The 25,311-nt window shown below is 62.6% G+C and carries 27 protein-coding genes, 2 tRNA genes and 1 pseudogene; 27 read left to right on the plus strand and 3 right to left on the minus strand.

Features of this window, described 5'->3' with window-relative positions:
• Positions 1-112: 112 nt before the first annotated feature.
• The 7 genes from FKM97_RS08880 (at position 113) to FKM97_RS08910 (ending at position 7,528) form a co-directional block, all read left to right on the plus strand.
• Complete coding sequence (locus FKM97_RS08880) at positions 113-1,417, plus strand: ArgE/DapE family deacylase (RefSeq protein ID WP_144292043.1); 1,305 nt, start codon at positions 113-115, stop codon at positions 1,415-1,417.
• A gap of 50 nt (positions 1,418-1,467) precedes the next feature.
• Positions 1,468-2,709 carry an ABC transporter substrate-binding protein gene (locus FKM97_RS08885; protein ID WP_170240826.1) on the plus strand — a complete coding sequence of 414 codons (1,242 nt, stop codon included), beginning with the start codon at positions 1,468-1,470 and terminating at the stop codon, positions 2,707-2,709.
• Between the two features lie 123 nt (positions 2,710-2,832).
• Complete coding sequence (locus tag FKM97_RS08890) at positions 2,833-3,576, plus strand: ABC transporter ATP-binding protein (protein ID WP_144292045.1); 744 nt, start codon at positions 2,833-2,835, stop codon at positions 3,574-3,576.
• Positions 3,569-4,288, plus strand: a complete 720-nt coding sequence (locus FKM97_RS08895) for an ABC transporter ATP-binding protein (protein ID WP_144292046.1) — start codon at positions 3,569-3,571, stop codon at positions 4,286-4,288. The genes FKM97_RS08890 and FKM97_RS08895 overlap by 8 nt, the downstream gene beginning before the upstream one ends.
• 24 nt (positions 4,289-4,312) lie before the next feature.
• Positions 4,313-5,188: a branched-chain amino acid ABC transporter permease gene (locus FKM97_RS08900; RefSeq protein WP_144292047.1), complete on the plus strand. Its 876-nt coding sequence runs from the start codon at positions 4,313-4,315 to the stop codon at positions 5,186-5,188.
• A gap of 46 nt (positions 5,189-5,234) precedes the next feature.
• A complete protein-coding gene (locus tag FKM97_RS08905) occupies positions 5,235-6,224 on the plus strand; it encodes a branched-chain amino acid ABC transporter permease (RefSeq protein ID WP_144292048.1) in 990 nt (329 codons plus the stop codon).
• Positions 6,225-6,241: 17 nt separating this feature from the next.
• Complete coding sequence (locus FKM97_RS08910) at positions 6,242-7,528, plus strand: ArgE/DapE family deacylase (protein WP_144292049.1); 1,287 nt, start codon at positions 6,242-6,244, stop codon at positions 7,526-7,528.
• Positions 7,529-7,582: 54 nt separating this feature from the next.
• On the opposite strand, the gene FKM97_RS08915 is transcribed toward FKM97_RS08910, so the two are convergent.
• On the minus strand, positions 7,583-8,386 hold the full coding sequence (locus tag FKM97_RS08915; protein ID WP_144292050.1) for an IclR family transcriptional regulator: 804 nt from the start codon (positions 8,384-8,386) through the stop codon (positions 7,583-7,585).
• Positions 8,387-8,491: 105 nt separating this feature from the next.
• On the opposite strand from FKM97_RS08915, the gene FKM97_RS08920 reads away from it, so the two are divergent.
• The 6 genes from FKM97_RS08920 (at position 8,492) to FKM97_RS08945 (ending at position 15,828) form a co-directional block, all read left to right on the plus strand.
• Positions 8,492-10,567, plus strand: a complete 2,076-nt coding sequence (locus FKM97_RS08920) for a hydantoinase/oxoprolinase family protein (RefSeq protein WP_144292051.1) — start codon at positions 8,492-8,494, stop codon at positions 10,565-10,567.
• 3 nt (positions 10,568-10,570) lie between these two features.
• Complete coding sequence (locus tag FKM97_RS08925) at positions 10,571-12,175, plus strand: hydantoinase B/oxoprolinase family protein (protein WP_144292052.1); 1,605 nt, start codon at positions 10,571-10,573, stop codon at positions 12,173-12,175.
• Positions 12,165-12,989 (plus strand): AraC family ligand binding domain-containing protein, encoded by an 825-nt coding sequence (locus FKM97_RS08930; RefSeq protein WP_144292053.1) that lies wholly within the window; start codon positions 12,165-12,167, stop codon positions 12,987-12,989. The genes FKM97_RS08925 and FKM97_RS08930 overlap by 11 nt, the downstream gene beginning before the upstream one ends.
• Before the next feature lie 72 nt (positions 12,990-13,061).
• Positions 13,062-14,117, plus strand: a complete 1,056-nt coding sequence (locus FKM97_RS08935; protein WP_144292054.1) for an ABC transporter substrate-binding protein — start codon at positions 13,062-13,064, stop codon at positions 14,115-14,117.
• Positions 14,114-15,007 carry an ABC transporter ATP-binding protein gene (locus tag FKM97_RS08940; protein ID WP_144292055.1) on the plus strand — a complete coding sequence of 298 codons (894 nt, stop codon included), beginning with the start codon at positions 14,114-14,116 and terminating at the stop codon, positions 15,005-15,007. The genes FKM97_RS08935 and FKM97_RS08940 overlap by 4 nt, the downstream gene beginning before the upstream one ends.
• Positions 15,004-15,828, plus strand: coding sequence for an ABC transporter permease (locus tag FKM97_RS08945; RefSeq protein WP_144292056.1), 825 nt, complete (start codon positions 15,004-15,006; stop codon positions 15,826-15,828). Before FKM97_RS08940 ends, FKM97_RS08945 begins: the two co-directional genes overlap by 4 nt.
• A 97-nt stretch (positions 15,829-15,925) precedes the next feature.
• Here FKM97_RS08945 and FKM97_RS08950 read toward each other — a convergent pair whose 3' ends face one another.
• Positions 15,926-16,300, minus strand: coding sequence for a VOC family protein (locus FKM97_RS08950; protein ID WP_144292057.1), 375 nt, complete (start codon positions 16,298-16,300; stop codon positions 15,926-15,928).
• Positions 16,301-16,365: 65 nt separating this feature from the next.
• On the opposite strand from FKM97_RS08950, the gene FKM97_RS08955 reads away from it, so the two are divergent.
• On the plus strand, positions 16,366-16,815 hold the full coding sequence (locus tag FKM97_RS08955) for a MarR family winged helix-turn-helix transcriptional regulator (protein ID WP_144292058.1): 450 nt from the start codon (positions 16,366-16,368) through the stop codon (positions 16,813-16,815).
• Between the two features lie 183 nt (positions 16,816-16,998).
• On the opposite strand, the gene FKM97_RS08960 is transcribed toward FKM97_RS08955, so the two are convergent.
• Positions 16,999-17,075 (minus strand) — tRNA-Pro (locus FKM97_RS08960).
• A 123-nt stretch (positions 17,076-17,198) separates the two neighbouring features.
• Between FKM97_RS08960 and FKM97_RS08965 the strand changes: the two genes are divergently transcribed.
• From FKM97_RS08965 to FKM97_RS09025, 13 genes and pseudogenes are all read left to right on the plus strand, one after another.
• A tRNA-Gln gene (locus tag FKM97_RS08965) sits at positions 17,199-17,273 on the plus strand.
• Between the two features lie 108 nt (positions 17,274-17,381).
• Positions 17,382-17,561: pseudogene (locus FKM97_RS27185) on the plus strand (DUF6538 domain-containing protein); the annotation flags it as partial.
• Positions 17,562-17,669: 108 nt separating this feature from the next.
• Positions 17,670-19,187, plus strand: coding sequence for a site-specific integrase (locus FKM97_RS08970; protein WP_170240827.1), 1,518 nt, complete (start codon positions 17,670-17,672; stop codon positions 19,185-19,187).
• Between the two features lie 126 nt (positions 19,188-19,313).
• Positions 19,314-20,558 (plus strand): phage portal protein, encoded by a 1,245-nt coding sequence (locus tag FKM97_RS08975; RefSeq protein WP_144292060.1) that lies wholly within the window; start codon positions 19,314-19,316, stop codon positions 20,556-20,558.
• Complete coding sequence (locus tag FKM97_RS08980; RefSeq protein ID WP_144292061.1) at positions 20,555-20,881, plus strand: gene transfer agent family protein; 327 nt, start codon at positions 20,555-20,557, stop codon at positions 20,879-20,881. The genes FKM97_RS08975 and FKM97_RS08980 overlap by 4 nt, the downstream gene beginning before the upstream one ends.
• Positions 20,878-21,375 carry an HK97 family phage prohead protease gene (locus tag FKM97_RS08985; RefSeq protein ID WP_144292062.1) on the plus strand — a complete coding sequence of 166 codons (498 nt, stop codon included), beginning with the start codon at positions 20,878-20,880 and terminating at the stop codon, positions 21,373-21,375. The genes FKM97_RS08980 and FKM97_RS08985 overlap by 4 nt, the downstream gene beginning before the upstream one ends.
• A 10-nt stretch (positions 21,376-21,385) precedes the next feature.
• A complete protein-coding gene (locus FKM97_RS08990) occupies positions 21,386-22,537 on the plus strand; it encodes a phage major capsid protein (RefSeq protein ID WP_144292063.1) in 1,152 nt (383 codons plus the stop codon).
• Between the two features lie 15 nt (positions 22,538-22,552).
• Positions 22,553-22,987: a hypothetical protein gene (locus FKM97_RS08995; protein WP_144292064.1), complete on the plus strand. Its 435-nt coding sequence runs from the start codon at positions 22,553-22,555 to the stop codon at positions 22,985-22,987.
• Between the two features lie 207 nt (positions 22,988-23,194).
• Positions 23,195-23,797 carry a hypothetical protein gene (locus FKM97_RS09000; RefSeq protein WP_144292065.1) on the plus strand — a complete coding sequence of 201 codons (603 nt, stop codon included), beginning with the start codon at positions 23,195-23,197 and terminating at the stop codon, positions 23,795-23,797.
• Position 23,798: 1 nt separating this feature from the next.
• Positions 23,799-24,017: a hypothetical protein gene (locus FKM97_RS09005; protein WP_144292066.1), complete on the plus strand. Its 219-nt coding sequence runs from the start codon at positions 23,799-23,801 to the stop codon at positions 24,015-24,017.
• The gene (locus FKM97_RS09010) at positions 24,017-24,283 is read left to right on the plus strand and encodes a spike base protein, RCAP_Rcc01079 family (protein ID WP_144292067.1); all 267 of its coding nucleotides are present in this window, start codon (positions 24,017-24,019) and stop codon (positions 24,281-24,283) included. Before FKM97_RS09005 ends, FKM97_RS09010 begins: the two co-directional genes overlap by 1 nt.
• A gap of 325 nt (positions 24,284-24,608) precedes the next feature.
• A complete protein-coding gene (locus tag FKM97_RS09020; protein ID WP_144292069.1) occupies positions 24,609-24,932 on the plus strand; it encodes a hypothetical protein in 324 nt (107 codons plus the stop codon).
• Entirely contained in the window at positions 24,926-25,246 is a 321-nt protein-coding gene (locus FKM97_RS09025) for a hypothetical protein (RefSeq protein WP_144292070.1), read from the plus strand. The genes FKM97_RS09020 and FKM97_RS09025 overlap by 7 nt, the downstream gene beginning before the upstream one ends.
• Positions 25,247-25,311: the final 65 nt, after the last annotated feature.

Here is a 25,311-nt window from a genome sequence, read left to right on the forward strand (position 1 = left end):
GACACGCTGTAAAGAGCTTTCATAGGCTGGCCTCTGAGGGCTCACAGGGAGCTGTGCTGCAGGGACCGGTCGCGCACCCGAAAAGGTCGCCGCCGCAGGAGGGGAAGAGGGAATGGCGCTTGCTCCGGATCTGCGTCGCGCGATCATCGACTCCGTCGCACACGGATTTGCCGAACAGCTTTCCTTCACGCAGAAGCTGGTGTCTTTCCCCTCGGTCCGGGGCGCCGAGCACACGGTCCAGGATTTCACGTTCCGGGAGCTGCAAAGGCGCGGTTACGCCATGGACCGTTTCCCCATGGACCGCGCGGCGATCGAGCACCATCCCGGCGGATCGCCGTGGTCGGAGGAGCATTCGCGCGCGCCGATCGTCGTGGGCATTCACCATCCCCGGACGGAAACAGGCCGTTCGCTGATCCTCCAGTCGCACCTGGATGTGGTTCCGACCGGGCCGGAGGCCATGTGGCAGCATTCGCCCTATGGCGGCGAGATCGTCGGCGACTGGATGTTCGGCCGCGGCTCCGCCGACATGAAGGCCGGCGCGGCGGCGAACATCTTTGCCCTGGATGCGCTCCGCCGCATCGGGCTGCAGCCGGCCGCCACCCTTTATGTGCAGTCGGTGGTGGAGGAGGAATCGACCGGCAATGGCGCGCTCATGACCCATCTGCGCGGCTACAAGGCCGATGCGGTGCTGATCCCCGAGCCGGAGGATGAGAAGCTCGTCCGCGCCAATGCCGGCGTGATCTGGTTCCAGGTGGAGCTGCGCGGTCTGCCGGTGCATGTGCGCGAGATGGGCGCCGGCGCCAATGCCATTGATGCCGCCTATCGCGTCATCGGCGAATTGCGCAAGCTGGAGCAGGCATGGAACGACCGCAAGGTCGACCACGAGCACTTCCAAAACGATCCGCACCCCATCAATTTGAACATCGGCAAGATCGAGGGCGGCGACTGGGCCTCCTCGGTTCCCTGCTGGTGCCGCATCGATTGCCGCATCGCCATCTATCCGGGCGTGGATGCAGCTGCCGCGGCGCGCGAGATCAGCACGCGTGTTGCGGATTTCGCCCGGCACGATCCGTTCCTGTCCAACATGCCGCCCCAGGTCACCGTCAATGGTTTCCACACCGAGGGCTATGTGCTCGCGCCCGGCTCGGCGGCGGAACGGGTCTTGGGCGAGGCCCATGAGGCCGCCACGGGCACGCCGCTCGAGACCCTGGTCACGCCGGCCTATCTCGATACCCGCGTCTATGCGCTCTACGACCGAATTCCAGCCTTGTGTTACGGGCCGGTTTCCCGGAACATCCACGGATTCGATGAATGCGTGAGCATTTCGTCGGTGAAGCGGATCACGGCCGCCATGGCGCTGTTCATCGCCGAATGGTGTGGCACCGAGCCTCTGGCGGAGGCAGTGGCGGTAGACTGAAGCACCGATCGCCAAACTCAATTTTAAAATCAGAACAGGGGAGTTATTCGATGAGCCTCAGACGTCACCTGAAACGTTTCTCGGTTGCGGCGACGCTCTCCGCCGCGGCATTCGCATCGGCCGGCGCAGTCTCGGCCGCCGATCTGACCATTGGCGTTATCGGTCCGCTGAGCGGGCCCGCCGCCAATTCCGGCATTTCCATGCGCCAGGCCTATGAGGCGGCGGCAGCCCAGGCCAACAAGGACGGCGGCATCGAGGTCGATGGCGAAAAGCGCGAGGTCAAGCTGATCTTCGAGGACAGTGCATCGCGCCCGGAGGTGGGGGTAAGCGCCGCGCAGAAGCTTCTCACCCGCGACAATGTCGACGTCCTGGTCGGCGACACCATCGCCAGTTCCGTGACGCTGGCGATCATGGAGGTGGCCCCGAGCTTCGGCAAGTTCATGATGAGCGGCCAGCCGGTCTCGATCGAGATCGCCAAGAAGATTCAAGCCGACCAGGAGCGCTTTGCGAACTTCTGGAAGTCGAGCTTCAACAGCGATGCCTATGCCGCGACTCTGTATGGGACGGTGGATGATCTGATCAAGCAGGGCAGCTTCAAGCCCGCGGGCAAGAAGATCGCCTTCGTCGTCGAGGACACCGACTACGGCAAGTCCAATGTCGAATATACCGAGCCCCTGTTCAAGGAGGGCGGCTGGACGGTCTCATCGAGCGAAACGGTGCCGCTCGGCCACGCCGATTTCTATCCCCAGCTGTCGAAGCTGCGCGGCGACGAGCCCGACGTGCTGATTTCGATCTTCACCTCCGTCAATTCCGGGATCGCGCTCGTCAAGCAGATCAAGGAACAGGGGCTGAAGTCCTTGCACCTTGCGGTCTACTATCCGATCCGCCCCGAATTCTTGACGGGAGCCGGCGCTGCGGCCAACGGCCTTCTCTGGACGCCGCTCTTCTTCGATCCCAAGAACAACCCGAAGCACAAGGAGTTCGCGGCGACCTTCAAGGAATTGAGTGGGGTCAACGGCAATGGCGACCACGCTCAGGGCTATTGCCAGATGACCATGCTGCTCAACAACATCAAGACGGCGGGATCCATCGAGCCCGCGAAGATCTCCGAAGCCTTCGCCAAGACCGACTCCCCTTGCGTGATCGCCCGCTATGTCTATGACACGGCCAACCACACGCCCAAGGTCGGAGCCGAATTCCTGCCGGTGCCCATGGCCCAGATCCAGGACGGCGTCAGCTACGTGATCTGGCCTGAGTCCACCGCGACCGCCAAGTTCAAGCCGGTCGAATAGTCCGCTGCCGCGCGCCCGAGTTCCAGTGACCTCGGGCGCCTCTCGCGCCGTTCCCGGCTCGGGCGCCTCGCGCGCCTTTCCCGACGGTCTCTTCGCTCGATCGCCCATCGGAGCCTCGAACCCATGCCGAACGTTGCGCCCGATCCCCTCCTGAAGGTCGAAGGCATCACCATGTCCTTCGGCGGCATCGTGGCGATCGACGACCTCTCGCTGACCGTGGCGCCCGGGGAGATCCTCTCCCTGATGGGCCCGAACGGCGCGGGCAAGACCACGACCTTCCATGTGATCGCCGGAGTGCATGCGCCCGATGCCGGCAGGATCATCTTTGACGGCCAGGACATCACCCGGGTCAAGCCGGATGGTCGCTGCCGCGCCGGCCTGGCCCGCACCTTCCAGATCACGCAGCCCTTCCAGGAACTCACGGTGGAAGAGAACGTCATGGTCGGGGCGCTCGCCCATAACGGCTCCATGGCGGAGGCCCGGAAGGATGCCCGCCGCTATGTGGACATGGTGGGGCTTGCGGATCGGGCGGATGTTCTGGCCAAGGGGCTGAGCACCGGCCAGCGCAAGCGCCTCGAAATGGCGCGCGCCATGGCGACCCGGCCGAAGCTGCTGCTGCTGGACGAGGTGACCGGCGGAGTGGATCAGAAAAGCATTCCCGGCCTCATCGAGCTCGTGCAGCGTCTGCGCGGCGAGGGGCTGACCCTGGTCATCATCGAGCACAATATGCGGGTGATCAACGAACTGGCCGATCGCGCGATCTTCATGAATCGGGGCGTCCGCATGGCCGAGGGAACGCCTGCGGAGATCGCGCGCCATCCTGAGGTGATCGAGCTCTATCTCGGGGAGGCGACCGAGCATGGCTGAGGCCCCGATGCTTCAGGTCGAAGACCTGAACGTCCTCTATGGCGACTACCAGGTGCTCTGGGACGTGTCCCTCACCGCCGCGAAGGATGAGGTCGTCGCCATTCTCGGGCCGAACGGCTCCGGCAAGAGCACCGTGCTGAAGGCCATCATGGGGCTGTCGCCGATCCGCTCCGGCAGGGTGATCTTCGAGGGCCAGGATCTCACCAAGGTGCCGACCCACGAGATGGTTGGCTTCGGCATTTCCATGGTGCTGGAGCGCCGCCGGCTGTTCGGCGACATGACCGTGCGCGAGAACGTGCTGCTCGGCGCCTATCACCGCAGCGTCAACAAGGACACCCGCAGCCGGCTGGAATGGGTGGAGAGCCTGTTTCCGGTCCTGTCCGAGCGGCGCGATCAGATCGCGGGCAAGATGAGCGGCGGCGAGCAGCAGATGGTGGCGATCGCCCGCAGCCTCATGTCGCGCCCGCGCCTGCTTCTGATGGACGAGCCCTATCTCGGCCTGGCGCCGCGGATCGTGAAGCAGATCGCCGAGATCATGCGCCGCATCAATCAGGAGGGGATCGCCGTCGTCTTCAACGAGCAGAATGTGCAGCTCTCCTTCGGCGTCTCCCATCGCGGCTATCTGCTCGAGGGGGGCCGGGTGGTGCTGTCCGGCACCGGCGACGAGATGATCCATTCCGACGTGATCCGCCGTGTCTATCTCGGCGCCTGAGACCGTGAAACAAGGGAGAGACCAGTGAATTACGCGATCTTCCTTGAGCAGATCATCAATGGCCTGATCATCGGCTCGATGTATGCCCTGATCGGCAGCGGCATCGCCTTGATCTACGGTACCATGCGGGTCTTGAACCTCGCCCATGGCGAGTTCTACATGCTGGGCGGCTATTTCGTCTTCTTCCTGGTGGTGACCTATGGCGTGCCCTCCTATCTCGCCATCCCCATCGCGATCTTCGCGACCTTCATCCTGGGCGCGCTCATCCAGCGGCTGACCATTCACTACCTCCTGCCGCGGGAGGGATGGGCCTTCTCCACCATTGCCGCGACCCTGGGGCTCTCCATCTTCCTGCAGAACGCAGCGCTGCTCCTGTTCGGCGAACAGTTCCAAAGCGTGCCCTATTACCTCTCCGGCATCGTCGAATTCGCCGGCATCCGTCTGCCGGTGCAGCGTCTGCTCATCTTCGGCGTGGCGCTGCTGACCATTGCGATCATGACCTATGTGCTGAAGCGGACGCGGCTGGGCTGGGCCATTCGAGCGACGTCGCAGGACCGCGATGCCGCAGCGGTGGTGGGCATCCCGGCCCAGCGGATCTATCTGATCACCTTCGGGATCGCCGCCGCTCTCGGCGCCATCGCCGCCGCCATGCTGGCACCCATCTATGCGATCAACCCGTGGAGCGGCATGCCGATCCTGCTCAAGGGCTTCGTGGTCGTCATTCTCGGCGGCCTCGGCAGCTTTCCCGGCGCGATCGCGGGCGGCCTGATCCTTGGGGTGGTGGAAGCGGTTGGCGTACAGCTCACCTCGTCGGAATGGCGCGACGTGATCGCCTTCACCTTGATGATCGGCGTGATCTGGTGGCGGCCCTGGGGCCTGTTCGGAAAGAAACCCTCGTGATGGCCCGCATGTCCGCCCTGCCCCAGTCGCCTGACCGGAGACGCGCATGTTTCAACCGCTGAAGCCGCACCAATGGGCGCTCATGGCGGCCGTCATCCTGGTCATGATGGTGATCCCCATGATCACGCGCGACAGCTATCTGCTGCATGTGCTGATCCTGGCCATGATCTTCGGCATCTTCGCCTCGGCCTGGAACCTGGTCACCGGTTTTGCCGGCCTGAAGACCTTCGGGCACCATGCATTCTTCGGGATCGGCGCCTATGCCTCCGCCCTCATCAGCATCAATGCGGGGTTGAGCCCCTGGATCACCATCTGGATCGCAGCACTCGCCGCGACGATCGCGGGACTGTTCATCGGTCTGCCGATCCTGCGCATCAAATCCATGCCGCATGTGGCGATCGTCACCCTGGGCTTTGCCGAGATCGTGCGCATCGTCATCTCGAACCTGCAATCGATCACCCGCGGCGAACTCGGCCTGTGGGGCATCCCGGCATTCACGGACTTCACCCTGCCGGGCATCGGCAAGGTCGTGTTCACTCCCGCCGACAAGCTGCCCTATTATTATCTCGTGCTGGTGCTGCTGATCGCCTCCGTCGTGGTCGTCACCCTGCTGATGCGCTCGAAGACCGGCCTCTCCATGGTGGCCATGCGCGATGCCGAGGATGCGGCCGAGAGCCTGGGGGTCAATCTCACGAAGCAGAAGCTGCTCGTGTTCGGGGTCAGCGCCTTCCTGGTGGGTCTCGCCGGTGCCTTCTATGCCCATTACATCGGCATCCTCACCCCCTCGGCCGCCGTCGGCATCGACCTCATGATCCTCATCATCGCCATGGTGCTGGTGGGCGGTCTGGGCACCCTGAGCGGCCCCTTGATCGGCGCCCTGATCTTGACCGTGACCATCGAACTGCTGCGGGATCTCGATAATTACCGGCTGCTGGTCTATGGCGCGATCATCATCCTGATCGTGATGTTCCTCCCCAAGGGCCTCGCGACGCTGGGACCCCTGGTCGCCAAACGGTTCACCTCACGCTCACAGTGACTGCGAAAGGAGCAGGCATGCTCGATACGGATGTAACCAGGGCCATCACCGGCGCCGTCGATGCAGCCTTTGACGACCAGGTCCGCTTCACCCAGGACATGGTCCGCATCCCCTCGCTGCGGGGCCAGGAGCATACGATGCAGGATTTCATGGCCGATGCCATGGCCCGCCGCGGCTTTGCTGTGGACCAGTGGCGCATCGATGTGGAGGACATCAAGGACCTGCCGGGCTTTGCCCCGGTGGCCGTCTCCTATGAGAACGCCTTCAACGTGGTGGGCACCTACCGGCCGAAGACCCGAAAAGGCCGTTCCCTGATCTTCAACGGCCATGTCGACGTGGTGCCGACGGGCCCCTGGGCGCGGTGGACGACCCCGCCATTCGAGCCGCGCATCGACGGCAAGTGGATGTATGGCAGGGGGGCCGGCGACATGAAGGCCGGCCTTGCCGCCACCTTATTTGCCTATGATGCGGTGCGCAGCGCTGGCTTTATGCCCACGGCCCCGATTCATTTCCAGTCCGTGGTCGAGGAGGAGTGCACCGGCAACGGCACCTTGGCCTGCCTGCAACGCGGCTATCGCGCCGATTGCGCCTTCGTCCCCGAGCCGCTGGAGCCCAAGCTCATGCGGGCGGAGGTCGGGCTGATCTGGTTCCGCGTGCATGTGGATGGCGATCCCCAGCACGCCTCCGCCGGCTTCAGCACGGTCGGCGCCAGTGCGATCGAGAAGGCCCTGATGCTGTGGCCCCACATCAAGGCGCTCGAGGATGTCTGGAACGCCCGCAAGCTGGACCATCCCGTCTACAAGGACCATCCCCATCCGATCCGCGTCAATCTGGGCGAGATCTCCGGCGGCGAATGGACCTCCAGCGTGCCGGCGACGGCCACCTTGAACGTGCGCGTGGGCGTGTTGCCGGGCGTGAAGCTCGCCGATATCAGGGCCGAGATCGAGGCCTGCATCCGCAAGGCGGCCCTGAGCGATCCCTATCTGTCGAACACTCCGCCGCGCATCGACTATCACGGCCACATGGCGGAAGGCTATGTCTTGGCCAATGCCCAGCAGCCGGAGGCGGTGCTCGCCGACAGCCATTCGGCCGTGTTCAACGCGAAGCTGGAGGAGGTCGTGACCTCCGCGGCCACCGATGCCCGCTTCTTCGGCCTCTACCAGAACACGCCCGGCCTCGTTTACGGCCCGATCTGCGAGCGGCCGCACGGGATCGACGAGCGCGTCGACCTCGACTCGGTGCGGGCCGTCACCAAGACCATGGCGCTCTTCCTCGCCGACTGGTGCGGCGTGGAGAAGGCCTAGCCGTCACGGGGCCGTCCGGCTAAAGCCCGCGCGCACGATCGTCATCGAACACCACTACCTCGCCGCACCGATCATCAGCGGCGAATCCTGCAGACGGTGAGCGAGCTCCTCGGCGGCCGCTCTCAGGGTGTCGATCTGGTGGGCGGAAGGCAGTGCCGGGATCTCGTCGATGGACCCCAGCAGGCCGAGTGTCGCGACGATCTTGCGGTGTGACGTGAAGATTGGCATCGCCAGCGCGTTCAGCCCGCTCAGGGTCTCACTCGGCGCGACCGCCCAGCCGCGCTCGCGCACCCCCTCGATCTCGGCCCTGAGCTGCGCCGGATCGACGATCGTCCGCGCCCCGACCTTCTTCAGCGTTCCTTGTAGAACCCGCTCCAGCAACTCGGGCGGACCATAGGCCAGGGACAGTTTGCCCTGGGCGCTGTTATGGAGACCCAGCGGCATTCCCATCTGGGTGTTGAAGGTGATCATGGATGAGCCATTCACCTGTTGGACAGGGTAGATCTCCCCATCTTCGATGAAGGACATGACCACCGTCTGGCCGAGGGTGTCGCGCACCTGGCGCAGGATCGGCAGCGTCGCCTTCAACAGATCGAATCGGGCGGACAGGGCCGTCGCCAGCAGCGCCAGGCGGATGCCGACCCCATAGCGCTCGGTCTGCGGATCCTGGATGACATAGCCCAGGCCGATGAGCGTTCGCAGATAGCGAAACACCCGTGTCTTCGAGGTGCCCAGGGCCTGGGCCAGATCGGTCACGCGCAGCGGCTCGTCGCTATGGGCCAGCTTCTCGAAGATCTGCAAGGCCAGCGAGACCGCCATGATGCCGTCGGAAGACGTGGCCTGGGTCGTTTTGGGCATGGATCGTCTCCTCTGGTGACGCGCGCGTGCTTGACAGACACAGGAGCTCTGTCATGATACTATTATCGTAACACAGTTGCGGTAGTCGTAACAAAAAGAAATGCCATGGGACAGGAAACGTCACTGGCCGTCGACATCGGCGGCACGTTCACCGATGTCGTCCTGCGCCGCGGAGGCGAGGTCTTCGTCGACAAGGTGCTGACGACGCCGGCCAATCTGCTGGACGGATTCTTTGGCGGGATTGATTCCGTCCTGGCGCATTCCGGCGTCGCCGCTGCGGAAGTCGACGTGCTCGTCCACGCCACCACGGTCGTCACCAATGCTCTGATCGAGCGGCGCGGCGCCCGCACCGCCATGGTTTTCACCAAGGGCTTCGGCGACATCCTCGAGATCCGCGATGAGCGGCGCTACGACATGTATGATCCGCAGATCGAATTTCCGCGCCCCCTGGTCGGGCCGGCGGATGTGTTTACGATCGCTGAGCGGGTCAATGCGGATGGCGAGATCGAGCGGGAGATCGATGCGGACGAGGCGGCCCGCCTGGCCGACACTCTGCGCCAGAGAGGCGTCCAGTCGATCGGCATCTGCTTTCTGCATTCCTACAAGAATGCCGGCAATGAACGCCGGCTGGGCGCGCTGCTCCGGGACGCTTTGCCGGACCTCTATATCTCGCTGTCATCCGACGTGGCCCCTCAGATCCGCGAATTCCTGCGCGCTTCGACGACGGCCGCCAATGCCTATGCGGTGCCGATCACCCAGCCCTATCTGTCCGGAGTGGAAACGCGCCTCGTGGAACAGGGGTTTCCAAGCCGCGCCCTGATCATGTTGAGCTCGGGCGGCGTGGTCGGTCCCGGCACCGCGGGCCGCATGCCGATCCGGATGGTCGAGAGCGGACCGGCGGCCGGTGCCCTGGGCGCGGCCTTCATTGCTCAAGAGCTGGGGCTGCGCGACGTGCTCGCCTTCGACATGGGCGGCACCACGGCGAAAGTCTGTCTGATCCAGGATTACAAGCCGCTGGTCACCGGGCAGTTCGAGATCGACCGCATGTACCGGTTCAAGGAGGGCAGCGGATTGCCGGTGACCGTGCCCTGCATCGACCTGATCGAGATCGGCGCCGGTGGCGGATCCATCGCTCATGTCGACAGCATGGGTCTCCTGAAGGTCGGACCGCGCAGCGCAGGGTCCAATCCGGGTCCGGCCTGCTACGGCTTTGGCGGCCGCAACGCCACCGTGACCGATGCCGATCTGGTGCTGGGACTGCTCGATGCCCAGCACTTCCTCGGCGGCGACATGCCGTTGGACGAGGCGGCAGCCTTTTCCGCCGTGGGCCAGATTGCCGCCGATGTGGATCTCGGCACCATCGAGGCCGCCCGCGGCATCTACCAGGTGGTCTGCGAGGCCATGGCCGGCGCGGTCAGGACCCATGCGACCGAGCGCGGCGTGGATTATCGCGGCATTCCGCTGCTCGCCTTTGGCGGCGCGGGGCCGGTGCATGCCTGCGGCGTGGCCAGACTGTTGAACAGCCGGACCGTGATCTTTCCCCCGCTGGCGAGCGTGTTGTCGGCCTTCGGATCCCTGGCGACGCCGACCCGGCTCGACCTGGTTCGCTCCAGCCTCTCGGGCCTCGAGGCGATGGACTGGCCGCAGGTCGATGCCCTGTTCGACGAGATGGAGCGGGAGGGCCGCCAGGCGCTGCGCGAGGCCGGGGCGCCCGATGCTGCGGTGACCTTCGCCTATGCGGCCGACATGCGCTATCTCGGCCAGCATTACGAATTGTTGGTGAGCTTCGACCGTCGCCCGAGCGCAACCAACGCGCCCCAGACGCTGAGGGCGGCCTTCGAGGCGGAATACCTCAAGCGCTATTCTCTGATCCAGAGCGATGTGCCGGTGGAGGTCGTGACCTGGCGGATCGCCGCGATCGGCCCCGGCGCCACACCCCCGACATTCGAAACCGCATCGGGCAAGGCCGCAGCCCCTATCCGCCGGAAGGTCCATGCCTGGGCGAATGACCAGATGGTGCCGGTCATGCCCCGCGCCGCCCTGCAGAATGGAAAGGCCATGGCCGGCCCACTCATTATCGAGGAGCGCGAGACCACGCTGGTGATTCCGCCTGGCTGGACCGCGACACTCGGGCCCCTGGGCTGTGTGACGGCCACCTATAGCGATGAGTTGGATGCCTGAACCATGGATGGCGTAACCCTGGAACTCCTGTGGTCGAACCTGCGCAGCGTCGTGACCGAGCAGGCCAAGGCGATGCAGCGCACCGCCTTCAGTCCGGTCGTGCGCGAGGCAGGCGATCTCGCCTATGCGGTGTTCGACCCGCAAGGGCGGATGATCGCCCAGGCCGATACCGGCACGCCGGGGCACATCAACTGCCTGGCCTTCACCGGCGGCTATCTCACCGAGCTGTACAGGGACGACCTCAAGCCGGGTGACGTGCTGATCACCAATGACCCCTGGAAGGGCGCCGGGCATTTCTTCGACATCACGATCTATGCCCCCATCTTCTGGGACGAGCGGCTGATCGGCTATGTCGGCTCGACCAATCATCACACGGATATCGGCGGCCTCGGGGTCAGCGTCGGGGCGACCGACGTGCATGAGGAGGGTCTCTGGATCCCGCCGGCGAAACTCTATGAAGAGGGTCGTCCCAACAAGCTGCTCTTCGACATCATCCGGCGCAACGTGCGCACACCGGACTATATCTCCGGCGATCTGGCGGCCCAGGTGGCCAGTGCCAAGGGCGGTGGCGAGGCGATCATCGACATGTGCCGGCGCTATGGGATCGCGGATCTCGAAGCCCTGTCGGAGGAGATCATCACCCGCTCGGAAAAGGCCATGCGCGACAGCATCCGCGCCTGTCCGGGCGGCACATGGGTGGGAGAGACCCGCTTCGACATCACCGGCGGCATCGTCATCACCCTGAGAGCGACGCTGACCGTCGACAACCAGGCGGGCGAGGTGCTGATCGACTTTGCCGGCAGTTCGCCGCAGATCAACAAGGGCGTCAACGTGGTGCTGAACTACACCCACGCCTATTCGACCTTCGCGGTTCGCAGCTGCCTGGCGCCGGACCTGCCGAACAATCACGGAAGCCTGGCGCCGATCAAGGTCACGGCGCCGGAGGGGTCGATCGTCAATTGCAGCTATCCCGCCCCGGTGGCCGCCCGGCACGTGGTGGGCATGTATGTGCCGATGCCGATCCTCAAGGCCCTCTACAACGTGGTGCCGGAGAAGGTCTTGGCCGAGGGTCCGGGCGCCGTCTGGTCGGCCCAGATCATTGGCTCGGACGACCGCGGAAAGCCCTTCGTCTCCTCCCAGTTCAGCTTCGCCGGCGGCATGGGCGCGCGCTTCACGAAGCCCGGACCGAATGCGACCTGCTATCCCACCGGCATCGCCGCGACGCCCATCGAGATCCTGGAAGCGGAGACGCCGATCTCCTTCCGGCGCCGCGAGATCCGGCGCGGCTCGGGCGGCAATGGGGCAAGCCGCGGCGGCGACGGTCAGATCGTCGAATTTGCAGTCCGCACCACCCGGCCCTGGACGCTGAATGCGTCCCCGACAGGCGTGCAGTTCCCGCCCGAGGGCCTGGCCGGCGGCGACTCCGGCGCCCCGGGCCTGTTCACGGTCAATGGCGAGGTCCGCCAGCACCATGGCAAGACGATCATGGCGCCGGGCGACGTCATTCTCATGGAGACCCCCGGCGGTGCCGGCTTCGGGCCGGTCGCGACGCCGGACACAACGACGAAAACAGTCAAACGATTAAGGGAGAGCGCACATGACGGTTGAGCCCACGGCGCATGAATGGGACAAGATGCCAAGCATCGAGGTGCTTGGCGGCTATATGAAGCGGTCGGGATTCCGCAGCGACGGGACCCTGCTGACCTTCAATTCGATCCGCCCCGGCATGAAGCGCTGGGAGCCGCATCACCATCCCTTCGACCAGATCGTGCTGACCGTCGACGGGATCCAGATCCTCGAGGTCGAGGGCAAGGCGTTCGAATGTCCGCCGCGCTCGATCGTGCGCATCGCCGGCGACGACTTCCACACCGGCTGGCCCAAGGGCGACCGGCAGGTGCTGAACATCGACGTCTTCTCGCCCCCGCGCGCCGACTATCTGTTCCTCGCCGACTGGCAGGAGGGCTTTCCCGCCCGGGACAAGAGCCAGGACGTGCATGCCTATCACCAGACGCCGAATGCGAGCGAGTTCTCGGGCAATTGGCTGACCGACACGAAGGACATCGTCTATCTCTGGGACGACCTGCCGAGCGTGACCCTGGCCGGCGGCAAGCTTCGCCAGGCGGCCTTCCGCGGCGATGACAGCCTGCTGACCTTCAACTGGATGGCCAAGGACCTGCCGAAATCTGCACCCGTCAGCCATCCATCCGACGTCCTGATCCTGGTGGTCGACGGGACCCTCTCCATCGACATGGCGGGTCAGGTGGTCGAGGCGGGACCGCGGTCCATCACCCGGGTGCCGCCGAATACACCCTATGCGGTGGCCCCGGCGGGAGGCGCCGTCCTGGCGATCAACGTGTTCTCGCCCGTGCCGGCGGAACTCGTGAAGCACACGCTCTATCAGGCGGGGTTCGAAGTGGCATAACGGTGCGAGCCGGTTCTCGATGAAGCAAAGGCGCCCGAGAGAGGCGCAGGGCAGAATGGAAGGGAGAAACCAATGCGCGGGAGATGGACTGCAGCCTTCTTGACGGGCCTCGTCATGGCGGTCGGCATGCTGAGTGCCTCCGTCCAGGCGGAGACCAAATTCACGGTACAGACGGGCGCTGCGAGCCCCGGAATGTTCGTGCTCAATCAGTTCGTGGCGGACCAGGCCGGCTTCTTCAAGGAGGAAGGCCTCGACGTCTCGATCAACTATTCCCAGGGCGGCCCGCTGGCCACCCAGATCGTGGCGAGTGGCGGGGCCGACATCGGCGACGTCACCTTTGAAGGGCTGATGCTGGGCTACAGCAAGGGCCTGCGCGGCAAGTTCATCTATAGCCGCTATAACCAGCTGATCTATTTCATGGCGGTGGCGGAAGACAGCCCGATCAAGTCGGTCAAGGATTTCGCCGGCAAGAAGATCGGCGTCGCCAGCATGGGCAGCGCCTCCCTCATCATCGCGAAATCGATCCTGCGGGATGCGGGCGTCGAGGTGACGGCCGACATGTTCCTGCCGGTGGGGATCGGCGACAGCGCCGTGGCGGCCTTGAAGGCCGACCAGGTGCAGGCCCTGTCGCTGATCGACTTCGCCTATGCGGGTCTGGAGCGAAGCGGCCAGAAGTTCCGCTACTTCTTCCATCCCGCAATCGCGGAAGTGGGCAATGGCGGCTACCTGGTCACCGACGAGACCCTGGCCAACAGGAAGGACCTGCTGGTCAAATATCTGAAGTGCCTGGTCAAGGCGCATATCTTCATCCAGACCAATCCGGAAGCGGCGGTCCGCATGTACTGGAAGGCCAACCCTGCCGCCAAGCGCGGGGCGACCGAGGCAGAGGCGATGCAGAAGGGCCTCGAGGAGCTGAAGTTCCGCTCGGTCTTCTTCAGCGACCCTCCCGGCGGTAAGCTCGGTGCCTTCAACATCCCGGGCGTGGAGAAATATGTCTCGGTCCTGAAGCAGGAGGGCGTCATCGCCCAGGAAATCCCGGTGAAGGACTTCATCTGGGAGGGCCTCATCGACGAGGTGAACACGGTCGACCCCGCGCCGATCCAGGAACTGGCGCGGAACTGGAAATGACAGCGGCCGGTTTCGGACAGGGGGCGGAGTTCGACCACGCGGCATCCCGCGCCCTGCCCGCCCCGCGACAAGACGACAGGAGAGGCCACGTGAGGTTGGCAAGCGTCGGAGCAAGGCAGGAGCCGCTCATCGAGGTGAACGCGGTGAGCAAGACCTATGCGGCGGCCGACGGCAAGCCGATCACCGCCATCAGTTCGGTCTCCTGCTCGATCCAGCCTGGCGAGTTCGTGTCGATCCTCGGGCCCTCGGGCTGCGGCAAGAGCACCCTGCTGATGATGTTGGCGGGGCTCCTGCGGCCGACCGAGGGCACGATCCGCTTCCGCGGCACGCCGGTGACGGCGCCCCACCAGGACTTTGGCATCGTGTTCCAGGACGCCGTGCTCTTTCCCTGGCGCAGCGTTCAGGCCAATGTGGAACTGCCGGCGGAGATCGCCGGCATTCCCGCCCGGCAGAGGTCAGCACGGGCGGCAGAGATGCTGGCCCTGGTCGGCCTGGAGGGCTTCGGCACCAAATATCCCCATGAACTGTCGGGCGGCATGCAGCAGCGGGTGGCGATCGCCCGGGCCTTGTCGCTCAACCCCTCGCTGCTGCTCATGGACGAGCCCTTCGGCGCGCTGGATGCCATGACGCGCGAGCAGATGAATGTCGAACTCCAGCGGATCGGCCTGGCGTCGGGCGCGACCGTGGTCTTCGTGACCCATTCGATCCCCGAGGCGGCCTTTCTCGGCAATCGCGTGATGGTGATGTCGGGCAGGCCCTCGACGGTCCGCGACATCGTCGAGATCCCGTTGCCGCGGGACCGCCCCATCGGTCTCATGGCGACGGACCGCTTCGGCATCTTCGTCTCGAAACTGCGTCAGCTTCTCGATGTCTCGGGAGATGTCTCATGAGCCTGGCCCTGGAGAGCAAGCGCGTGACGCACAAACGTTTGGCGCGCGACGGAACCCTGGTGAGCAGCCTGCTCGTGGCGGCGACGACCGTCGCCCTGCTCGCTCTGTGGGAGGGGATCGTCATCCTCTTCGACATCCAGCCCTATATCCTCCCCACCCCGAGCGAGATCCTGCTGCGGGCCTGGGAAGACCTCAGCACCGGGGTCATCCTTCCCCATCTGAAGGTCACGTTCCTCGAGGTGATCGGCGGCTTCGCGCTGGCCGCGGTCCTGGGCGTGGGCCTGGGCACGATGATCGCCCTCGTCCCCTTCCTGGAGCGCACGATCTATCCCTTCGTGCTTGGTTTCCAGACCATCCCGAAGATCGCCATCGCGCCGCTGCTGCTGATCTGGTTCGGCTTCGGGATGCAGTCGAAGATCATCACCGCGGCGATCATCGCCTTCTTCCCCATCCTGGTGAACGTCGTCGCCGGATTGAAGACCGTCGACGGCCGGCGATTGCTGCTGATGCGGGCGCTGCGGGCCAATGCGCTCGAAACCTATCTCAAGGTGCGGCTGCCCAGCATGCTCCCCTATCTGTTCGCGGGCCTCGAGGTCGGCATCATCTTCGCCGTCATCGGCGCCATCGTCGGCGAGTTCATCGGATCGGCGGTGGGCCTCGGCAGCCTGATCATCCAGCGCCAGGCCGCAGTCGACGTCGCGGGCGTCTTCTCGGTGCTGCTCTATCTCTCGCTCATGGGCATCGGCATGAACCTGGTCCTGCGCACCATCGCCAAGCGCTACGCCTTCTGGTCCGCCACGGCCAACCCCGTGGGAGCGTGACACCGCGGACACCCAACTACGGGCCGGAAGCGCGGACCAGACCCGCGCGCGTCCGCCGCGGGCGTGTTCCGCCGGCACCCAGTCAGAACGCCACGGCTCAGACCGTCCCCTGCACGGTATGCGCGGTGATCGTGTAGCCAAACGGATCCTCGAAGGCAAAATAGCGCCCGAACGGCCCGTCTTTCGGCGGGAAGACAATCGGCACGTCTCGTGAGGCGAGATGGCCGTGCAAGGCGTCGGCGTCGTCGCAGCCGAACCAGATAGCGATACCATGTCCGAGCTTTTCGACGGCGTCGAGATCAACCACGGGCGTGCGTACGGCGAAGGGAATCGGCCTCGTGTCGAAAACCACGGCTCCGGGCGGTCCATTCGGGGTCGCGGTCAATCCGACGACCTCAGTATAGAACCTGCGGGCCGCATCGAGGTCGGCGACTTGGATGCCGATGAAGTCGGGTCCGATGAGGCGAGGCATTCCGGTTGTCCTTTCAGCTGGAAGCGATTAATATCAGGCGACTGATATAATATAAGCCCCCTGATATGACAAGCTCCAAGACGGCACCAACCACCCGAGACCACCCCTTCTTGCCGCATGAAACGCTCGGCTACGCGCTGAAGCGCGCGCAGCAGGCGATGCGCCTGCATATGGACCGGCAGTTGCAGGAGATCGGGTTGAACGCGCCACAATATAACGTGTTGGCGAGCCTCGAAGCCGAACCGGGCGCTTCGAACGCAAGGCTCGCACGTCGGGCGTTTGTGACCCCGCAGACCATGCAGGCCATGCTGGTGAAGCTGGAACAGGCAGGGCTGATCCAGCGCCGCCCTGACACAGAGCATGGACGCATTCAACGAACGGAGTTGACGGAGAGAGGGCGGTCGTCACTGGCGCAAGCACACCTCGCCGCTCAGAAATCGGAACGGCTGGCGCGTGAGGCTTCGAGTCCGGATGCCGTTGAGATGCTCACAAGGGTGGCGGAGGCCCTTGCGTAGCCGCGTCGAAAAAAAGAGAGACCGAGACTGGGGAGAGGCTTGATGTGACCTGAACAGCAGTTCGGTCGTGGCGCAAGCTCTGCTCCAGCAGGGATCCGACGGTCTCTGCCCCGACACCCGTCCCGCGCCCCCACCCCCACGGGGGAAGAGGTCACCCAACTCGTCGATATCCGGAAAAACTGATGGTCGGAGTGGGGTGATTCGAACACCCGACCCCCTCGTCCCGAACGAGGTGCGCTACCAGGCTGCGCTACACTCCGCCGATCAGTGGTCGCTATATAGCCGCGCCCGGGGGGCTTCGCAACCAGTCTGTCGCAGCGGATCGAAACCTGTGGGCGACGGATTGCTTCGCGCTGCAAGACTGATTATGGTCCCGCCACTTTTGGGGCGTCGCCAAGTGGTAAGGCAACGGTTTTTGGTACCGTCATTCCCAGGTTCGAATCCTGGCGCCCCAGCCATCCATCGTTCTTACCAGTGAACCCGCCTTTTCCTTGATGTTCCTGGGGTTTTCACCCCTAGTTGTTACGACAACCTGTTACGGGTTGGTGCAACGGGAAGGGGTCAAAATGGCGCTGCAGTCAAACATCGTCAGAAGGGGCGCCGTTTATTACGTTAGGGTAGCGATTCCCGTCGATCTCCAGGCTCCTGGCAAGCAAAAGGAGGTTTGGAAGAGTCTTCGGACCACGGATCAGCGCCAAGCCAAGGCTCTAGCAGCGACCGAATTAGCCTCGCTTTATGGGGCCTGGGAACGCAAGCGGGCGACCCTGCGCAGGCCAACAGACGCGGACTTGCAGCAGCACGCATCGGACCTCTATCGGCTACTTTTGACAGAAGATCATGATCGTCGAGCTAGCATGCCGACGAAGGAAGACATCGCGAAGGAGCGCTCGAAGTCGCTCTCAGCTGAGCGCATCGTCGAGCGGTACACTGCCGATCAGATCGCATTGCTGGACAATCTCACACCCACAGCAAACCAGCTCTTGGCGCTCGATCTCCAGCTCGAAGCAATAATCGCTGAGAACGCCCTCAAGGATGATATTCACAGTAGGACCGTTCTATACGGCACCTTGCGAGAGCATTTGGCGACTGGCGAAACCGCGCTGGTTAGCTCCCTGGCAGCTGCGACCATACCGGTCAATCGGCCAGGACACCGACAGCTGTGCATGGCGCTCCAGCGGGCATGGCTGGAAAGCCTGGAGCGCACCTTTGAACGCGACAAAGGCAATTGGGCAGGCAAACCCACTGATCCGATCGTCGACGCCCCTGCCCTCTCCGGATCAACCTCGGCAACAGGTCGAACGATCATGGAGCTATTCGAGGATTTCGCCCGTGAGAACCCTAGAGCTGTTAAGCCCGACAGTCTTGATCAGTCGAGGAAAGCGGTTCGCCACTTCGCATCGACTCTGCCGTCAGGATCTGGAGTCGATGCGATCACTAAGGCGAGCGTCTTTGCCTGGAAGCAGCTTCTCATGCAGACGCCAGTGAAAGCGGCTGAGATCGGCGAGTTCAAGGGGCTAACCCCGGCCCAGGTGGTGAAGAAGAACGAGAAGCTTGGAAAACCAAATATCACGCCGCGCACCGTGAACAAGCTCCTGACGATGACGTCGGGCTTCATCGGATGGCTAAAGAACAACGGCTTCGTTACGGACAATCCCGTGGCCGGCATGCTCCTGCCAAAGCAGAGGCGCCAAGTGCTTCGCAGCTATTCGATCGAGCAGCTTGGCGCCCTATTTGGCTCCCCTCTCTATCGAGGCTGCCTCGCCGAGAAGCGTTGGCACATTGCCGGTAATGTCACCTTCGATGATCATCGGAGATGGTTGCCGCTTCTGGCACTCTTCACGGGCGCCCGCATGGGTGAGTTGGCGCAGCTGGAGACAGAGAATATTCGCGAGCAACATGGCGTCTGGACGCTGTTCATTACAAACGAGACAACCGACGGTGATGAGAAGGCGGTCAAAAACCGCAGCTCCATCCGCACCGTTCCAATTCACGACGAGCTGATCAAGTGCGGCTTCATCAAGCAAGTCGAGGAACGGCGGGCTAAGGGTGAAGGACGACTCTTCCCCGACCTTGTTGCCAACACGCGAGACCAGATCGCCGGTGCTTACAGCCGAGAATTCGGAAAATTCCTAGAGAAGATCGGCATCAAATTGGATAGCCGGCTGAACTTTCACAGCCTCCGACATACTTTCGCCGATGGAATGCGGCGCGCAGGCTATCTGGATTATGAATTTGCACACCTGCTCGGCCATGTCGGACAGCTTCAAACATCTAGGTACGGCGACGTGCGTGAGGGGGAGTTAACCCGCAGCGCTATCATGATCAACGCGATCTCGTATCCAGGGCTAAACCTTCAGCCGCTCCACAAATAGCAGGCTCCTGTACATCCACTAATATGATGAATTAGAAATTTTACATCAATCTATCTGATATTTCTTGTTGCACCTCTGATTCGGCGCGCGTACAATATTGTCACGTTAAAATCGTGAGCGCCGAAGTTGAATATTGTAGAGACGATCAAGGTGCTGTTTAATCATGCCTCTGATCAAAGCATAGTCGAACAGAAGAGCGCTACACTTGCATACCCTGACGCAGGGTTGTTCGAGTTGTTCGGCTCCTCTCCCGCTATTTCAGGAATCTCAGTTACTCCAAAGACCGCGATGCAGTGCACCGCAGTTCGTTGCGCCGTGCAGGCAATCTCCGAGGCTATTGGACAGCTTCCGGTCCACGTCTATTCGCGTGCCGCAGACGGCTCCAAAGAGCGCGCTCCAGAACATCCAGCTTATAGGCTTATCCATGACGCCGCGAATGACTGGACAAGCGCCAGCGACTTCCGCGAACAGCTTCAGCGCGATGCCCTGTTACACGGCAATGGCGTCGCGTTCATCAATCGCGTCGGTGGGAAGCCCGTTGAGCTGCTTCGGCTCGATCCGTCATCGATTTCGATAGATCAGGACACCGCTACCGGCGAGCCAATCTATTCGCAGAACACCGGCAAGAGCCGGCAGCGCTTCGCACGGCAAGACATCTTTCACTTGAAGGCCCCAGGCTTCGATGGCGTCAAAGGCGTTGCGCCGATCTATCAAGCCCGTGAGGCAATTGGCTTGGCGCTCATTCTTGAGCGGCACGGCGCAAGTTTCTTCGGAGCCGGCGGGAAGCCTGACGGCCTGTTGACGACCGACAGTAAGCTCGGAGCCGATGCAGCTGCTCGCATGGGTGTGGCGTGGAAAGCTACGTTCGGAGGCGGCCGTTCTGGCGGTACGCCCGTACTTGAGGAGGGCCTAAAATATCAGCCGGTCACCTTCAACAGTACGGATAGTCAATATCTCGAAAATCGCATCTTCCAAATCCAAGAGATCGCACGCGCCTTCCGCGTCCCACCGATTTTTCTTATGGAGCTGGGCCGCAGTACGTGGGGCAACGGCGAGACCATGGGCCGCCAATTCGTTGATTACTGTCTCCGGCCTTGGGCTCTTCGGTGGGAGAGCGAGATCCGCCTTAAATTGATTCACGGAACAGATCATGAATCACACTTCGCCGAGTTTCTGTTTGATGACTTCCTGAAAGCCGACGCGGTGGCAAGGATGGACGCATACAGCCGCGCGATCTCTGCCCGAATACTCAATCCGAATGAAGTCAGGTCGATGGAGAACCGCGCCCCATACAAAGGCGGCGATGCGTTTGCCAATCCCAATACCAGCTCGGCTGCGACCTCCAGCTTAACGCAGGAGAAGCCGCAATGAGCACGAACTTCCGCACGTTCATCGGCGATGCTGAGCGCGATTTGACGCTCACTCCAATCATGGTTCTGGAGCTTGAACGCCTGACCGGCATGGGCATCGGCGCCCTTATGAGCCGCGTCACGCATCGGCAGTTTCACCATGCCGATCTGCTCCAGATCATACGCCTCGGCCTCATTGGCGGCGGCGAAGCTCCAGAGCGTGCAGCTCAGTTCGTCCAGATATACGTCGCACCGCGCCCAATTTCCGAGATCCTTCCGGGCGCGATCGGCGCCTTAGAGGCGCTTTGGTTCGGCAGCGCTCCCCAGGAGGAAAACCGCCAATGAACCGGCTTGAATTCAAGGCTGATCTCAGCACCGACGATGCAGGCGCCATCACCGGCCTTGCATGGCCATTTGGCTCCGCCGATCACATCGGCGACATGATCGAGAAGGGAGCTTTCACCGGCCCCGCTAAGATTCCCATGCTCTTCGGTCATGATCCCAAACAGCCGATCGGCGTTTGGGAAAGCGCCACCGAGACGAATACTGGCCTGGAGGTTCGCGGCCGTCTGCTTGTGGATGACGTAGCGCGCGCTCGTGAAGTTCACGCCTTGGTCAAGGCCGGCGCCCTGTCGGGCTTGTCGATTGGCTTCAGAACAAAGAAGGCCATCACCCGCAAGGGTGGCGGTCGCACAATCCAATTGCTGGAATTGGCCGAGATCAGTCTCGTGACCATCCCCATGCACCCCGGCGCCAAAGTTACGAGCGCCAAATCCGCCGAAGCAGCAATCGCGATCGCAGAGGCAATCAACCGGGCCGCGATGGCTCTTCGAGCATAAGGACACGACCATGACGATGATGATTAAGGGCATGCCGTACGGCGCGCCGATTGAGCTGAAGGGCGAAGAGCCCGACGCCGAGGGCATCGTGACCAAGGCCCTGGATGCCTTGACGGCCTCGGTTGACGAGCGTCTGAAGGCGATCGAGACAAAGTCGGGCGAGCGCATCGATCAGCTCGAAGCCAAGATCAACCGGCCTTCGATCATCACCGGCAAAGCCGATGACATGTCCGAAGAGCGCAAGGCGTTCGATGCTTATCTTCGGCATGGCAAGGAAGCTGGCGCGGAAGAGCTGAAAACGCTTATCGTCTCAAGCGATCCCCAGGGCGGCTATCTCGCGCCTGCTGAAATGTCGAGCGAGTTCATTCGCGAGCTGGTTGAGTTCAGCCCGATCAGGCCACTTGCCAGCGTACGCACCACTTCGGCGCCGTCTGTCACCTATCCACGCCGCACCGGCATCACCAACGCGAAGTGGAAGGGCGAGATTCAGGCGTCTGAAGCATCCGAGCCGGCTTTTGGGCAGGTCGAGGTGCCGATCCGCGAGGTGAACACGTACGTCGATGTGAGCAATCAATTGCTTGCAGACAGCGCCGGCACTGCCGAGGCAGAGGTTCGTCTTGCCCTGGCCGAAGACTTTGGAGCCAAGGAAGGACTCGCGTTCGTTTCTGGCGATGGACCGCTTCAGCCCGAAGGTCTGATGACTAACGCCGACGTGCTGAGCACGGCTACGGGAAACGCGGCAACGCTTGGCACCAATCCGGCCGATCTCCTGATCAGCCACATGTACCTGCTTCCGGCCTCTTATCGTACCCGTGGCACGTGGCTGATGAACGGCTCCACGCTCGCGGCCATCCGCAAGCTTAAGGACGCCAGCGGCCTCTATCTTTGGCAGCCTTCATATCAGGTAGGTGCGCCGGAGATGATCCTTGGACGCGCGGTGATCGAGATCCCTGACCTCGATGACGTAGGCGCCGGAACGGCTCCGATCCTGTTCGGTGACATAGCCACGGCTTACCGCATCGTGGATCGCGTCAGCCTCTCGATCCTCGTGAACCCGTACATCCTGGCGACGAACGGCATCACCCGTATTCATGCGACCCGCCGCACCGGCGCGGCCGTTGTGCAGCCGAAGGCGATCCGCAAGATCGTCTGCTCGGTTTAAGATAGGTCACCCCCGATGCGCGACAATTATCATTCTACAAAGGTGGCCGAGGCGATCGCCCCAGCCGTCCTGGCCGCCGACAACACTCCGGTGGCAATCGACCTTCTCGGCTTCAACAGCGCCACGCTGGCGCTGCATGTAGGCGTAGGTGGCATCACTTTCACCGGCACAAACAAGATCGAGTTCAAGCTGACGCATTCAGTCGATGGCGTCACCTATGACGCGGTTGAACGGAGCGACGTGCTTGGCGTCGATGCAGTAGGCGCCGGGGGCATTATCAAGGCCCTCATCGCTGCTCACCCTGCATCTGCCGTCTATCGCATCGGCTATGTCGGCTATCGCCGCTACATCAAGGTGCTTGCCGACTTCAGTGGCACCCATGGCACCGGCACGCCCATTGCCGCTACTGCGATTTTGGGCAACGCACAGCTTCGCCCGGTCGCGGCCTAACAAATTACGGCCGGGTTCTCCAGAGGGTGGCGCGATCCATCCTTATTGAAACGAAAGCGACCTGTCTTCCGGCCGCCGCGCGAGCGGAGCATTGAGGCTGAAGGTCGCAAAGCAAAGAGATCGCGAACACCGGTGCTCGACGGCGCCAAGGGTTCAAGCGGAACAGGCGCTACGGCGGACTGCTCCCGACATTCACAAAGGCAAGTTATGCGCTTAGCAGCAGACGAAATCACCCTAACGATCGCCGGCGAGACAGTGCGTCTCAGACCGACGCTGCGCGCAGCGACCCGCCTTGAGCGCCAGTTCTCCGGCTTTCATAAGCTGCTGCTTGCAGTGCACCAGGGGAGCGTCTCAGCCATCGCCGCTGTTATTAGAGAGTGTGCCGATCATGCCAGCGGAATCCCTCACAACCTTGAGATGCTCGCAGGTTATGTTCTCACGACTGGCATCGAGTATCTGATCGCCCCTATCAGTGATCATGTTCTCCGACTTGCGGGCGTGGATGACGAGCCCGAAGAGCCGGCGGCAGAGAACAAAACTTCCGCCACGCCTGTTTCCATCGCTGAGTATCATCGGACGCTCTTCGAGTTCGGCACAGGCTGGCTCGGTTGGACGCCTGAGACGACTTGGAACGCAACGGCGGCTGAGATCCTGGCCGCCTACGCGGGCAAAGCGTCCATGCTCAGGGCAATCTATGGCACCGCCGAGCCTGCCGAGACAAAGCCGAATTTTCACACCGAACACCAACGCGCCGAAGGCATCCTCACATTGAAAATGATGCAGGCCTTTGGCGCAAATAGGGCCGCGTGAGATGAGCCAGCACGTCATCCGTTCCCACGGTCAAACGACACTCGTCAGCAACGAGCAAGGCCCCATGGGGCCAGTCGGCCCGCGCGGCTTAAGCGGCGAAGTGAGCATCGGAGACTTGCCCGTTGTCATCACAGATCCCCAGGCCGGTCAATGGCTTCAGATCAACGCAACCGGCGACAGCTGGGCGAATGAAAACGTAATCGATGGCGGCAATTTCTGATGACTCAAACGGACCCTTTCGCAGATCTCGCGCGTGGATATGACAGCTTCGTTGATCGTCATTTCCTGATCGTCCCTTCCAACGATCTCGACCTCGAAATCAAGCCCCGGGCGATCTATTGCCATGTCCCCGGCACAGTCGTCGTTCGTGACGAGCACGGAACCGATCTGCCCTACGAGATGAATTGGTCTGGCGGTTTAATCTGTGTCCGCGCCGTTCGTGTCCTGGCGACCGGCACGACCGGCACCTATTACGGTTGGGTGTGATGCCACGCCGCGCCCCACGCCTCTGCAGTTGCGGAAAGATCGTTCCTGGAGGCGAGCTTTGCGCCTGTCAGGTTACCAGAAAGGCAGCCCATGACAGAATTCGCCCCAATGCAAGGCAACGTGGCTACACGACCAAGTGGGATCGGGCTCGCGCTGCATATCTTTCTGACCATCGTAAGTGCGTTTTCTGCGGCGATCCTGCCTCGGTAGTTGATCATAGGATTGCGCATAAAGGTGATCAAAAGCTGTTCTGGTCGAGGACCAATTGGCAGCCACTTTGCGGGCCTTGTCACAACAGCACTAAGCAGAGCTTGGAGCGCCGGCCATGAGCCTCACAATGCGCCCCAGCGGACTCAAGCTCGAAGCATGGCAGAGCTGCGATGCGCTGTTCTCGCTCGCCCACATCGATCTTTGCGGCGATGAGCAGCCGTTCACCGGCGAGGCCATCGAAGTCACTATATCGACCGCAGCCGACGCCAATCCCTTGCTGATCCTCGAAGGCACCATAGCCGACGATGGGATGAGCTTCAGCTTCCACATCCCTCGCGCTTCGCTGCCTGCTGGTAATCTCGTCTTTGGGGTTGTCGAGCTGGACGCCGGCTTTCGCAAGCCTGTGGCCACGGGCCAGCTGGAGGTTGCACGATGGTAGCCTTTAACTTCGACATTGCCGTGAAGCACGATACTGACTTCAGCCATCGCTTCGAATGGCGGACACGCAGCGGCCCCGTAGACTTATCCGGCGCCACCTTTGACATGCGGATCAAGCACACAGCTGCTGACGACGAGTCCGTGTTCCATCTTACTTCAAGCAATGGACGCATCACTCTAGAAGAGCCGAACAAATTCTCTTTGATCATTCCGAAGTACGCTCTTCAACCGGGACAATATTACTTCGGTCTGAAGTACATTATCGGACCTGTGCACCATCCTCTCGCAATGGGGCGGATCAATGCCAGAGCCTAAACTTTTGGAGCTAGACGGCATTGCGCAACCCGTCAGTGAGTGGGCTGCGGACTACGGCATCACCT

The sequence above is a fragment of the Rhodoligotrophos appendicifer genome (assembly GCF_007474605.1).
GTDB classification, from domain to species: domain Bacteria; phylum Pseudomonadota; class Alphaproteobacteria; order Rhizobiales; family Im1; genus Rhodoligotrophos; species Rhodoligotrophos appendicifer.